Genomic DNA, 12872 nt, shown 5'->3' on the forward strand with positions numbered 1-12872 from the left:
GCCTCATATTTTATTCTTTCTATGTGTCTAACATATCCCATTCATCTCCAAGAACCCATCTTAAAGCTGAAAGCTTGCCATTGAGCATACCCCATTCAAAATCATCCATCGGTTCAAGTTTATCCCCATAAAGTGCTTCCATTCTTGCAGCTGATTCTAAAGCACCTTCCCATATATATTTAACTGTTTGATTTGGATTGTAACTATCATAGCCTTTTTCATCAACTACCTCATGCATTCCACTTTCGATTTTATATCGTAAATTAAGATGTCTGTTGTACCATATTCTGTCACAGAACTCATTCGTATACTCTATTATGTCAAAAAAACCTCTTCCTTCGTCAAACCAAGATTCTTCAATCTCTATTTCTTCTAATGTGCCTGGAAATATTTCATTAATTGTATTGTATAAGTCTAAAGAATAATGAACATTTTCTTTGAAAAAATACTCATTAAACCCTTCATGAGCTTTTCTAGTATCTGCTTTTGAACTAAATTCATTTTTATTATGAGAAATAAAATAAAAGGAATCAGTTTCATTTAAATGACTGAAGAATAGCTCAATAAGCATAGAATCAGCCATATTGTTTTTACCATTATGAAATGGAGCTTCTTTTTTATAGGCTTTTTGAGCAGAAATAAGTTTTATTTCATCTGTTAGCTCTAGTTCTTCAGAAGATTCAAGAACTTCCCATATTAGATTAGTATGTTCAGAAATTGAATCGACCATAGTTGGAAGTTTATGATTAATATCATCCAAACCTTTTAGTGCATCCTCTTTATTACTGACTGTTGAATGTTCATGAATTAGGCTTTTCAAGTTTTTTATATTTTGAGAAATCTTTTTTCTTCCGATTTCAACTAGTTTATCTTTATTGTTAAGAAATTCCTCTTTTATTATTTTTGTTGTGATAATTTTTAATTCATTTGAATCAATAAGTTGTTTTATTGCTAGTGTCAATGGCTTAAGTGCTGGATTTTTTGCTAAATCAATCCATACACAAGTATCAATCATTATAATATTTTTACTCATCCTATCCCTTCTATTAGTAGATTATATAAAGATGGAGGTAGTACATAATTTATATTTCCATACTCATCATATTTTTGACCTAAAGATAAGATAATCTCATCTTTAACTATTTTAAACTTATCTAAATCTTTTTTAAATCGTATAATACCTAACTCACAAAAATATGCTGGCAACATAGCTTTAATATCAATAAATCCATGTGGATATACTTGTTCAATATCAACATCTCTGTCAAACAATAATTCTACAATATCTTTTGACATTTGAATAAAATATGGAATTCTAACAATATCATATCCCATGTCTTTATATATATCATCTTTAAAACCATCTGTTAAAATATTATCTGGATTACTATAATGACCATACCCATCAAATTCTATTATCAACATAAGATCATCATTTCTGTAATCTGGTCTTTTTTGAATATCAGAATTTGGAACAACTCTATCTCTAATAAATTCATGTTTTGGAAATATCTGCTTTAAATATTTTCCTAATGATTTTTCTGTTAAATAATTACTCACTCTGAAAAATCCACAGCTTCAACTCTATCTAATTGCCTAATAACTACAGTATTAGCCAGTTTATCATGCCATCCTTGCTTTTTCTTATCCCATCCTACCCAAAATATCCCAAGCATCAGAGGAAACATTGACACAAAGTAACCTAAATATCTTCCAATAGCTTGTCCTACTGACAAAGGATTCCCAGTTGTTGCATCAACTACTGTTAAACCTAAAATCATCTTACCTGGTGTTGCAGATTTATAAAGCCAAAACACAATAACAACTATCGCCGGAAATATATAATTTACCAAAAAGTCTGCCGGACCCATGAACATAGATTCATTCTCCCAAATAGCATCTCCATAAATCATTAACATGACCGGTACGGTTATCAATAAGATCATAACTGTATCAAGCAGCGATGCTCCTACTCGTATCCAAAAGCCTGCATATTCTAAGTTATCGCTGTTTGACATATTTTTCCTTCGTTATTAGTTGTGTTTTTTAAGATTTATGCAGTTAGATTTACACTCTCAATTACTTCTGTTGGTGTAATATTTGATAAAGATCACTTTCTTTATTATCTTTTTCTGCAACATAGTATGCAACTACTGCAAAAATTACAGCTACTATCATTTCTAGCATTGAGAATCCTTTGAAGTGAAACCTATGAATTTTATTATATCCAATATATCAAAAAAACAATTCACAATATCTGAGTAGTGTTCTCTAGTTGCCTGCATTGTTTAGTTCCTTTTTTTAAATATATGTATTACAAGTAATAAGCTCTAATGGAGCCCATTTATATAATTTTGGTGGTTAAATAATACTTTTTGACTAATTATCTTCAATTTTTCGTAATATCTTGAATTTTGGTGTTATTTTTTACTGAAACGATACAGTATCAAGCTATTTTATTACAATTATCTGCAATATTTTAAAAAAGTATTATTTAACCACCATTTTGTATAGACATTTATAAAACTCCTCATTTATAACATTTGTTAAGTACCAAATTATTCAGTTATTTTAAGTCACTGAACAGTGATGACTAAGAACAATTTCTAAGTTTATTCGCAGAGTTAAGCAATCTCTCTGAATCTTATATTTTAAGCCTATAATTTGACTAGGGCTAAGTCATTTTTAATATCCTAATTAATCTCGTGCTCACAACGAAACCGCATACAATCTTAAAAAATCATCTTTTCATCTTGCAAATGGATGAACACATTTTTGTCTAGTACAATTACCTAAGTACCTTTTCTATTATCCTCATTTTTCGCAGGTAAAACGAACCCTATTTTAAAGGCAACAAACACCTAAAAAATCACACAAAATAAATTTCCTTTAATGGAAAAAAACTACAAAATAATCCATCACTATCATAAGCTAAAAAGCTAACTACAATCAGTGAACTAAATCACAATAAAAGCAGAGATTAAATATCAAATTATTATGCCTCAATAAAGGACAAGTCACACCAACGGACCAACTAATAAAACGACAAAAACTAGTCAATATAAAATGCTCAAAAGCAATAAAGACAACCTCTCTTTATCAGAGGTATTAAACATATTTACAAGACTTCCCATCCGTAAAATCTAATGCCTAACTAAATAGACACAAAGAGTTTTTAACTAAATATCAACTGCATAGATTTTGAAAATATCACTTTAATAAAAAAATGAAAGCACGTTCGGAGTGCAAAGCCAGTTACTACAAAAATCTAAAAACGAATGTTGAACTCATATTATAATCCAACGGCTCACTCGCCGTCAAGTTTCTCGCTCCGCATTCAAACTTGACGGCGAGCCTTGTTCCTACAATTAGGGTGTTTGATTAGTCTTTGATTACTCTTAACCTCTCTAAAATGTCCCACTATAATGTCCCAAGCATTTTTAGCATAATTACCCTCAAGCGGAATAAGTACCCGTCATGTAATAATTGATTTTAGTGAATATTGAAATTGTTGGAAGAGTGTTACGAAGTTAATCTATGTTCTTAGTTTTGCAAAATCTTTCGATATATTTGCGATTGAAGTAGTTGCGTTTATGCACAATATATTGATTAAGATACAAAGCAATTTTTGAATAGCTACTACCATTATTACGCATAGTTTTTATTAGCTCTTCTTGTGCTAAAGCAGTCCTGTATTTTTTAAATTTTAGCTTTTTTCTTTGCTCTTTTAGAGCAGCTTCTTTTTGCTCATTTTGCTTGAGAGTTGGAGTATAAATAGAATTAGAAAAAGCAGTGAGTTTGTTGTCGCAACCATACTTAATTTGAAGCTCAAAACTGTTCAAAATAATCATAATTTCTTCTTGAGCTTCTAGCTCAGTTTTATCAGAAATTCGATTATATAAGACCTCAATTGCTTTCTTAATTTTCATGCTATTTTTATTACTTTAGATAGTGTTTTGTGATTTCAATGCGATGGTGACCAAGCTCAAAACTTACTCTTGCAAGTGCTTCTTTATAGCTCATTTTTTCTTGATATCTCGACATTTGTGATTGTGCATAATTGTATCTTAGCCCATGTGTTCCAGTCCATTTTTCTCCGGCTTTTGCTACACTGTTTTTTAAGTCTTTTAAATAAGTATTGTAGCCTTGATAGTATGATCCATGTGCTTTTATCTCTTGTGTTATTTGATTAAATAAAACAGATGACAATTTTACATCTCTTTCATAACCTCCCTTACCTTGTATTCTGATTGTATTGTTGTTAAGTAGTTGACTAGGTCTAATTAGAGTAGCCTCGCTAACCCTTAAGCCATGTTTTAATTGCAGTTGATAACCTATTCTAGATTTTATTGACATATCACTTTTGAAAGATGCAGGGTTAATATATGCACGATTTATATGCTTTGATCTCACAGCAAACTGATTTATGTTTTTTCGAGCTTGCTTTAAATCTTCATGTGTAAATTGATTATTATGTGATTTTAGTTTATTCGGTATTTTTGATAGACCTACTTTAATTTTGGCTATATTACTAATGTAGGAACTTATACTATTCCTGACAAGTCCATCTTCTATTTTATCATTTACATATGCTAATACCACTTCCCCAGTTATTGCTTGCATATCCTTGATCTTAAAATTCTTTTTAGAATATGTTAGCAGTTCTTTTGCGATGCGTTTAGTTTCATCTTTCCATGAATAACCGTGAACATTCTCACTTACTTTATGCCCATTATGTCCACGATAGTCACTATTTGCTCTAGTCTCTCCTTTTGAAGTGTATAGCCCATCTATTTTACTCCATAGCTGATTAACTTGATTGTTTACACTACCTCTCATAACCAGTAAGCTCGTTGAATGTACATTTAGAGAGAATTTTGTTAAGAATTTTAGTGATAATTCGGCACTCGTACTTTTCAAAAAAGTATTTTTTATCATCAACTATCACTCTAAGGAAATGTTGATCTTGTTGTGAAACGATTTTAGCTGCATAACCACCTTTAGACCCTCTTGCATCTTTATAGTCAAGCTGATACTCTTTGTCTATATGTAGTTGATTAGAAACAAATGCACTCAGCAACTCAACAAAGTTATATATCTGAGTTCCATCTGTTATCTTGCTATCTCCATTTTTTAGAGTTTCAAATACAAACAGTGTCGAGTGCTTAGAATTTCCCGGTGTTGGTAGTACCTCTGCACTTAGGTCCTTATAGATTTTTATTTTCATTTTATACTTCTTTTGTGTAGTCTGGATATTCTATTTTATTTTTTATTTCAGCAAGTGTGTATACTGGAGCAATACCTATCAGATTTTCAATTCCAATGAATGCCACTTTTCTGTCCCCAAAAAATTCAACGCCATCAACTATAAATGCAGTTGGGCATATATGTGCATCGCATATACTTACAGTTGTGTAGTTTTTAGAAATATTTATACTTGTTGATGAACAACCACCGCCACTACCATCTTCATACTTTTCAGCTTCTTTGTACTTTGTCACATCTAGTATTTTGGCTAAATTTTCTAGCTTGCCGTCAAACTCTATTTCCTCTAACTTAACATCTATATCGTACCCATTAGGTAGATTGTATTCCATCGTTGCTACTACAATTTTCATATCTATTTTCCTTTTTTTAGTTTGAATATATTTCTGATACCTGGTGTAAATATCGCACCTACTAATTCATACTCTTGATTTTTATCGTTTAAACTCATTTTTCAACCTTTAACTTTAGGGTGTTGTTTAAACTTCCTAGCTATAATTCGATTATGTAGGGAAGTCGGCTTTGATCGGAGGACTTCTCTACTCTCTTATGTTTCCATAACTTTACTCCTTATTTTTCATTTCTATCAGCATCCATAAGTCTCTCAACCGCCGCTTGAATACCCTCAGAGGTCTCTTGGTTAAATTCTGTACCTAGAGCTATATCTTCTTGAATTCTTAGAGATTCTGCACTTGTGTCATTTCTAAAGAGAGTATCGTTTTTATTCGCTCCGTATATCTCTTGTCCTGCTGCATTAGTACTGAAGCCAGTTGATGTACTAATCGCTTGTTGCGTGTTAAATCCACTTGGAGTTGAGAATGCGGTTTGAACATGTTGTGGAACTGTAGATACAGGCTGAACACCTTTAACCCATGATGGAGTAGTAAATCCATTACTATTAGATTTGAATTGTGCTTGCATCTGTTTTAGCTCATCCCCACCATAAGATGAATCTCCTAAGCTTGTACCAGATGCATGTGCTATAGGATCAACTGCATCCATTATGTCTGATGCTGTCGCACTTACACTTCCTAGTGCCATAGCACCAGCACTCATTGCAATTTTTGTTTTCCACGAACCACCGCCATCCCAAACATTACTTAAAGCACTCATTCTTTTCTCGAAGAAACCTTTCTCGCTAGGTACCTGTAAGTTAGGTTTAGTATTTGCTTCTATCCTCTTCATATGTGCATCTTGCATTGCATTAATCTCCATAGCTTGACGACTTGCTACATTTGGATTATCTGGATTAAGTGCATTTTGTTGAGCATGAGTAGCTTTTAACTTATCCATATCAGAGTTATATTTTGTATCTTGATTTAAAATCTGTTCTTTTTTAAATTGTGCACCTATTTGTTCTGAAATTGATGGCTTGATACCTTGTTCAGATTTCGGTATAATAGTATTAGAATTTATATCAGGAGACTTTTTATGACTCACATCATTTTGATTGCTGTTGCTACTGCTATTGGCATTTTCGTTGGAGGTCTGGTTCTTTTCGGTGGATATGGTTTCATCCAGGGACTCAGAGGTAAAACCACTTCTTAGATTTTTACCTTTTTCATTTAGACTATTTTTTGCATTATCCCATCCAGCTTTAATAAATCCTTTTTTATAATTAGGGTTGTCTTTCATAGCAACTTTGCCATTTCTAGTAACCTCACCATTTTCATTAACACCAAAACCTTTCCCATTTGAATCAATAAATCCACCATTGCCATCAGGTTTTGCTCCATGCATATCTTCCATTTTCATAGGTATTTTCTCTGATGCTATATGTTTAGAATACTGATTAGCTGTTGCTAATCCTGCTGCTCCCATTGCTAACCCTACACCAACTGCACCAGCGAAACCACTTACGGAGTAATCAAGTTTAGAACCTCGTTCTGTACTATCTAAAGATGTTCCGGTAATTCTAGTGTTTCCATCCATATCTCTATCTATATTCATACTTGTTCCGGCTATTTGCACTTGCTTATCTCTTCCCATGTCTCCAGAGTTTAGAACTGCCATTGCATCAGAGAATTTTGTTCCTGTAGCTACTTTAATTGAGCCATCCTCCATTGTTTTAACTAATCCTGCTCGCTCCATTTGATCCAGGGCTTGTGCTTCTTTCTCATCAGCTTGTTCACCTTCATATCCTTTTCTTGACATCATTAGTGCTTTTTTAACTAATCCATTATTAGCTTCTTGATCTTCATCGAGTAGCATCTTCGCTTTATCTTTGCTAGCCTGTTGACTTGCCGTTTTTGCTTGACTCTCAGCAAATTGTTCTGGACTATCAAACTTTCCTGTAGTAGCTATATCAGCAGCAGTCTTACCACCGGCTAAAGTACCAGCAGTTTTTGCAAGTTTATCAGTAGCACTAGCAAGATCTTTAATACTAGAATCTAGCCCATCTTTAGCACCGGCTTGTTTTAGTTGGCTATCGAGTACTTCCTCTTGAGTTTTTGCTTTTACAGATGATTCTGTTGCATCTACTTTAACAGCACCCTCTACTCCGCCTTGTGCACCTAGCTTAGATTGTGTACTTTGTTGGCTACTCATTTCTCCATACATTGCATTTTGAGAATAATTTACTCCGGCAATTTTATTTTGGTCTATTCCTATTGCTTGACCTAGTTGAGCATCTAGCTTAGATTGGTCTATACTATCTGTTACATCACTTAAGCTTCTACTCACTCCACCTGTTTGGTTTGCTTCATCTAACATATCCAACATTGCTTGTTTCTTTTGGGGATCTTTTTCATTCAATGCAGCATCAAATAAATCACTTCTATCTTTAGAGGACATCTGCATCATTTTTTTACTATCAAGATTACTACCATAATCATCTCTTAGGTTATCGGCATGAGTTGCAGAGCTTATACCTTTTTCTTGAGCAGCTGTTACCATATCTTTGATTGCACCATCCAAACTACCATGTTTCATTATTTCAGCATGTGTTGAATCAATACCACCAAACTCTTGTACTGCCGCATTGTCTTGCAATTTTGACATGGTTTTAATATCATCACCAGTAGCAGTTCTTTTATCCCATTCTTCACCAACACCCAAAAGAGAGTTTTCAGATTTTCTTCCGGCTTCTTCTGAGCCACTTGAAGCTTTCTTAAATGCATCATTAAGAGTACCTTTTTCAATATCAAGTGCATTATGAGCACCTTGGGCTTGTGTCTCTTTATGTACAGATGCTATTGCATTACCACTAGCAATACTGTCTTCGTTCCATTGAGTGTTCTTATTGTCCATATCACTAAGATCATCTCTTCTATCCGCAACTTTAGAAACAGTTTTAGCAGCTATGTGTCCATCTTGAAGTGCTGTAGATAAATAATCATCCATATTACCTACTTCACCGGCTCCTATCTGATTATTAGCCTTTTGAGCAGAAGTCAAAGCAGCACCTTTTATAAGTGCTTCTGTTGCAGCATTACCGGCAAGTGTACCATCACTATTAAACGCACCAGTTTCAAGAAGTCCACGACCTGCTCCAACTTGATTAGCTACTGCGTTTGTAGCATTAGCTACTGTAGCACTAGCACTAGAGTCTAAATCAGATAGAGCAGCTGAACCCATATCTTTACCGAACATTCCTATTGCTTGACCTTCACCAACTTTGCTAGTATCGTAACTTTCAGATTCACTTCTTAAGTCTGATGTCTTTTGAATCATAGAACCCATAACCTCGCCATCTTCAAACGATACTGAGCCTGCGGTTTCCATACTTACACCACTTCCACCAAGTCCGGCTGTTTTATTAAAGCCTTGTGATGATTGTACTGCTGAACCATGTATGAAGTTTTGAGCATTACCAGAGTGAAATATCTCCGAAGCTGCATTTGCATTTCCGATAGAAGATAGATTCTTCATCATTTGGTTTTTAGCTTCAACTGCACTCATGTTTGATGGTTTAGTAAAGCCCTCATTAGTCAACCATGAAGAAGCATCTCTTTCATTTTTAGCATCATCAAGCATTTGCTTATCGATTTCTTGTTGTGCATCTCTATCTACAAGTGTGTCTTTAGCATCTGCTGCTACATTACCTCTAAACGCACCAGTTACTCCACTAATACCTGCGGCTAAACCTTTTGTTTCTCCATAGAAAATAGCTGCTGTCACAAAAGGTACAGATATAACACCAATGATACCGGCTAGACCTGCCATATCTGCTTGTTGATACATAAACTCACTTATCTGAGTAGAACCAAACGGCATACCGGCATAACTTACTATTGCTTGTTGAGCGTTTTGAGCAGTGTAGTAAGAGATAATATTACTTACCAGGGCAAGTGATACTAGATTGAAGTTCATAGCGATATAGCCCATGAAAAAGTTAGCAACACCTTTAAAAGCATTAAAGCCCATAAATGTCATAACTATAATCATTAAAGGAAAAATTCCCAACATCAACATCATAATAATAAAAACAGCATTAGGTAACATACGAGCCATCCACTCATACTTAGCTAATCCTTCAGTTCTTAAATTTGCGATTGTTTTCTCAATGGCTATTTCTGTCGCCATAGCAACACCATCAACACCGATACCATCTGTACTTAAATCTTTTGCTAATGCTCTTGTAGCAGCACCTGTTATCATAGCCTTGCGAATATTACCAACTACAGTTTGCTGTACTCCTGCGTTCTCTCTCCATGCTTCATTAAAAGTTGCACTAGATGTATCTACATTTGGAAAATTCCCTTGCAGAACATCTCCAAAATCACTCTCTAGTGTTGATGCTACACCACTTACATAGGTAGTATAGAGATTTGCACATGTATCACTTACCTCTGTAACACCCGTTGCATCTGTAAAAGTTACTCGCACATTACCAATATTCCCATCAAAATTAGCCGGATCATACATCTCTGGAAATGTCTTACTCGGTTTTATTAATTTTTGATGATTAGATGGTACTTTGAGTGCTTCAATTACTAAACATTGATGTACATACTGTTGCATGTTATAAACATCACTACTTGAATTGACATCAAGGTTATTGAATGTTCCTAGTATTAATGCTTCCTGAGAGATATGTGACATCTCTTGAAAACCTAAAGTTGAAAACTTACTACCAGTGCTTGTTGCATCCCAACTATTGTCAGTTAAATCAATAAAGAGAGAAACCAACATAGAAGAACTAGCAGGAATAAAAGCAATCATATAAGGAACATTATCGACTTTACGATATCCACCGTCTGGTACGGAGTAGTTGATTAAGCCTTTATCTACACGTAGATCTGTAATATGTACATTAACTGTAGGAACGAAGAAAAGAGCATAAAGAGTGATAGGAGCAAATAGAGCTTTGATTATCTCATTGTAATCTCCATCTTTTACTTTCCAACCTGAGATAACTATTGCCATTGTAACACCGATACTGATGATTATTTGTGGTGTTGGAGAGTTTACTATGGTGTTAATAAACTCGTAAATTTTAGCTATAGCGGTAACATCACCATATACATATATTGGGAATGCATTAACCCATGTAATTTCTGCGGCATTAAGATTAACACCGCATAGAAGTAGCATTAAAATAAATAGTTTATTTTTCATTTTTATGCTCTTTTATTTTTATATAAAGATTAGTAATAATCGCGATAGCTATAATTAAAATACTAAAATTAACCGTATACTGTAGTGTCTCAGGCTTTTGCAATATGATTAATAACCACTGTTCAAATTTTTTAAATTGTGTACCAATATTTGGTGGTAATATATATAATATTGACAACAGTAGCACTACATAAACTATGTATATTTTTAAAAACTTTTTCATCTCATTTCCTCTAAAATTCTCTCCGCATCTGAAGAGTCAATTAGCATATCTTCTCCACCAAATTTTTCTAAAAGAACATCTATGTATTCTCTTGTATCAATACACTTATGCGTAAACTGATATGCACCCATTCTCTCAGACAGTGTAGCATCAGCAGGAAGATTAACCCCATTAACACTCGAATCTAACTCATCCGGATCACATGCACTAAAACTGATAACCTCTAGCTCTTTTAAGGTAATATCCGTACAATGCTCCCAATCTTTCGCAAATTGAGCCTTAGATTGCTCTACTATAATACGTGTAGTTTTATCGTCATAGCAACAATATCTAAATCGCCTCTGATATGTATTCCAGGTCTTATCCCCTTCTTCAATAACTTCTATCAAATGGCACATGTCATATTTCTTAGCATGATATGTTGCCTCGTGCCTTGATCCTTTTTCTTTTGCATCATCCAAATTATTACAAGTGTCAATACTTGATGAAAAACTATCATACATTTTTGAGAGTACCTGTGCAGCTAAGCCTACAAGGGGATTAATTGCACCCAAAGCCATTAAAGCTAGGTTTTTAGCAGATAATAGTGAACTTGCATCATCCGATGAAGAGCTGCTACCACTTCCTGAATCCATGCCATTGACACAAGCCGCCAACTGTAATGTTGTCATTGCTGCTTTTATTTTCAAAGCTTTCTCTTTGGCATCTTTGGCGGCTTTTTGTGCTTCAGCAGAACTTAATCCTATTTTATTGACATCACCGGCGATAACTTTAAGAGTAAGTACTCCAGTTCCTACACCATCGATAATGACCATGTTGTCGACAATATCGGGATTATTATTAACCATCTCATTATATTCGTCCTCAGGGATTGTAAAAATATTTGTATCATCATCTGCAACATCATTGCCCTCACAAATCTCATCTACTGGATCACATGGTTCTCCATCATCTTGATACTCTTCCATCATTTTTCCGGTGTCTAAGCCTGCCCTTGCCGCACATACTGCATATCTGGCGATTTGTTTTGCAGTCTCACTGGCAGCTTGTGTTCCAGTGGTAGCAAGTCCTCCACCGGCTCCACCACTAACCGCAGATAAAGCAAATCCAGCAAGGACATAAGGATCACTCATCCAATCCCAATTGCCATCATCGGAGCCATCCATGCAGAGACCATGCCATCCACTCCATAGACCGTTTATCTTATCGTAAGCTTGAGCAACACCAAGTACTTCGCCAATAGTTCCTTGAAAATTTTCTGACTCATAATAGATGTCATGTTTTAAACCACTCACATTATAATCTTGATATTCCTCTTTCCAAGTCTTACAACTACCTATTTTTGTTGTAGTATCTGTACACTCAAAAGTAAACTCTTCTTTTGTGTAGACTCTTTTACCGCTTACATCACCGGTGTAACCAAATGGTTGCGATGATACTATCCTGCAACTCTCCTTGGCATTTAGCACAAGAGCAAATGATATAATTATGGTTATTATTTTTTTGTGCATTTTTAATCACAGACTACGTCTGTATATTCTTTTTGCAGTGCCGTATTTATCGTTAGTCTCCAGTTCACCATCTATCATCATCTGTCTAATTTTCTGTTCGCTGATTTTTGTAATTATGTGAGCTTGTTTTACTGTAACCAGTTCATCGTTCGGAGTATTCTCATTTAGAGTATTCTCATTTAATTTTTTTTCTATTTTTCGTTGAACCAATAAAATCTCATTAAGTATATTACTATCAACTATAATTGCATTTTGCATATTTTATCCTCTTGTGTTATACTACTTAGTATCATATATTGTATGTTAGTATTATA

Annotated in this window: 11 protein-coding genes; all 11 read right to left on the bottom strand. The window is 34.3% G+C overall.

What is annotated here, in order from left to right; all coding sequences use genetic code 11:
* Positions 1-19: 19 nt before the first annotated feature.
* The 11 genes from SAUT_RS00865 to SAUT_RS00915 all read right to left on the bottom strand — a co-directional run bounded on the left by SAUT_RS00865 (position 20) and on the right by SAUT_RS00915 (position 12816).
* Positions 20-1033: a PIN domain-containing protein gene (locus SAUT_RS00865; RefSeq protein ID WP_013325982.1), complete on the bottom strand. Its 1014-nt coding sequence runs from the start codon at positions 1031-1033 to the stop codon at positions 20-22.
* Positions 1030-1560 carry an RAP domain-containing protein gene (locus SAUT_RS00870; protein ID WP_013325983.1) on the bottom strand — a complete coding sequence of 177 codons (531 nt, stop codon included), beginning with the start codon at positions 1558-1560 and terminating at the stop codon, positions 1030-1032. Before SAUT_RS00870 ends, SAUT_RS00865 begins: the two co-directional genes overlap by 4 nt.
* On the bottom strand, positions 1557-2018 hold the full coding sequence (locus SAUT_RS00875) for an RDD family protein (protein WP_013325984.1): 462 nt from the start codon (positions 2016-2018) through the stop codon (positions 1557-1559). The genes SAUT_RS00870 and SAUT_RS00875 overlap by 4 nt, the downstream gene beginning before the upstream one ends.
* 1512 nt (positions 2019-3530) lie before the next feature.
* Positions 3531-3929 (bottom strand): hypothetical protein, encoded by a 399-nt coding sequence (locus SAUT_RS00880; RefSeq protein ID WP_013325986.1) that lies wholly within the window; start codon positions 3927-3929, stop codon positions 3531-3533.
* A 10-nt stretch (positions 3930-3939) separates the two neighbouring features.
* Positions 3940-4839, bottom strand: coding sequence for a site-specific integrase (locus SAUT_RS00885; protein ID WP_013325987.1), 900 nt, complete (start codon positions 4837-4839; stop codon positions 3940-3942).
* The gene (locus tag SAUT_RS11325) at positions 4829-5227 is read right to left on the bottom strand and encodes a hypothetical protein (protein ID WP_013325988.1); all 399 of its coding nucleotides are present in this window, start codon (positions 5225-5227) and stop codon (positions 4829-4831) included. The genes SAUT_RS00885 and SAUT_RS11325 overlap by 11 nt, the downstream gene beginning before the upstream one ends.
* Before the next feature lies 1 nt (position 5228).
* The gene (locus tag SAUT_RS00895) at positions 5229-5618 is read right to left on the bottom strand and encodes a hypothetical protein (RefSeq protein WP_013325989.1); all 390 of its coding nucleotides are present in this window, start codon (positions 5616-5618) and stop codon (positions 5229-5231) included.
* A 217-nt stretch (positions 5619-5835) separates the two neighbouring features.
* Entirely contained in the window at positions 5836-10824 is a 4989-nt protein-coding gene (locus tag SAUT_RS00900) for a conjugal transfer protein TraG N-terminal domain-containing protein (protein WP_013325991.1), read from the bottom strand.
* Complete coding sequence (locus SAUT_RS00905) at positions 10814-11047, bottom strand: hypothetical protein (protein WP_013325992.1); 234 nt, start codon at positions 11045-11047, stop codon at positions 10814-10816. Before SAUT_RS00905 ends, SAUT_RS00900 begins: the two co-directional genes overlap by 11 nt.
* Positions 11044-12558, bottom strand: coding sequence for a hypothetical protein (locus tag SAUT_RS00910; protein WP_013325993.1), 1515 nt, complete (start codon positions 12556-12558; stop codon positions 11044-11046). Before SAUT_RS00910 ends, SAUT_RS00905 begins: the two co-directional genes overlap by 4 nt.
* A 6-nt stretch (positions 12559-12564) precedes the next feature.
* Positions 12565-12816, bottom strand: coding sequence for a hypothetical protein (locus SAUT_RS00915; protein ID WP_013325994.1), 252 nt, complete (start codon positions 12814-12816; stop codon positions 12565-12567).
* Positions 12817-12872 lie beyond the last annotated feature (56 nt).

The organism is Sulfurimonas autotrophica DSM 16294, from assembly GCF_000147355.1.
GTDB classification, from domain to species: Bacteria; Campylobacterota; Campylobacteria; order Campylobacterales; family Sulfurimonadaceae; genus Sulfurimonas; species Sulfurimonas autotrophica.

What these genes read in the sequence shown, in the direction of transcription:
- SAUT_RS00910 (WP_013325993.1), bottom strand. Translation starts at nt 12,558, where the DNA reads ATGCACAAAAAAATAATAACCATAATTATATCATTTGCTCTTGTGCTA.
- SAUT_RS00885 (WP_013325987.1), bottom strand. Translation starts at nt 4,839, where the DNA reads ATGAGAGGTAGTGTAAACAATCAAGTTAATCAGCTATGGAGTAAAATA.
- SAUT_RS00900 (WP_013325991.1), bottom strand. Translation starts at nt 10,824, where the DNA reads ATGAAAAATAAACTATTTATTTTAATGCTACTTCTATGCGGTGTTAAT.
- SAUT_RS00905 (WP_013325992.1), bottom strand. Translation starts at nt 11,047, where the DNA reads ATGAAAAAGTTTTTAAAAATATACATAGTTTATGTAGTGCTACTGTTG.
- SAUT_RS00865 (WP_013325982.1), bottom strand. Translation starts at nt 1,033, where the DNA reads ATGAGTAAAAATATTATAATGATTGATACTTGTGTATGGATTGATTTA.
- SAUT_RS00915 (WP_013325994.1), bottom strand. Translation starts at nt 12,816, where the DNA reads ATGCAAAATGCAATTATAGTTGATAGTAATATACTTAATGAGATTTTA.
- SAUT_RS00895 (WP_013325989.1), bottom strand. Translation starts at nt 5,618, where the DNA reads ATGAAAATTGTAGTAGCAACGATGGAATACAATCTACCTAATGGGTAC.
- SAUT_RS00875 (WP_013325984.1), bottom strand. Translation starts at nt 2,018, where the DNA reads ATGTCAAACAGCGATAACTTAGAATATGCAGGCTTTTGGATACGAGTA.
- SAUT_RS00880 (WP_013325986.1), bottom strand. Translation starts at nt 3,929, where the DNA reads ATGAAAATTAAGAAAGCAATTGAGGTCTTATATAATCGAATTTCTGAT.
- SAUT_RS11325 (WP_013325988.1), bottom strand. Translation starts at nt 5,227, where the DNA reads ATGAAAATAAAAATCTATAAGGACCTAAGTGCAGAGGTACTACCAACA.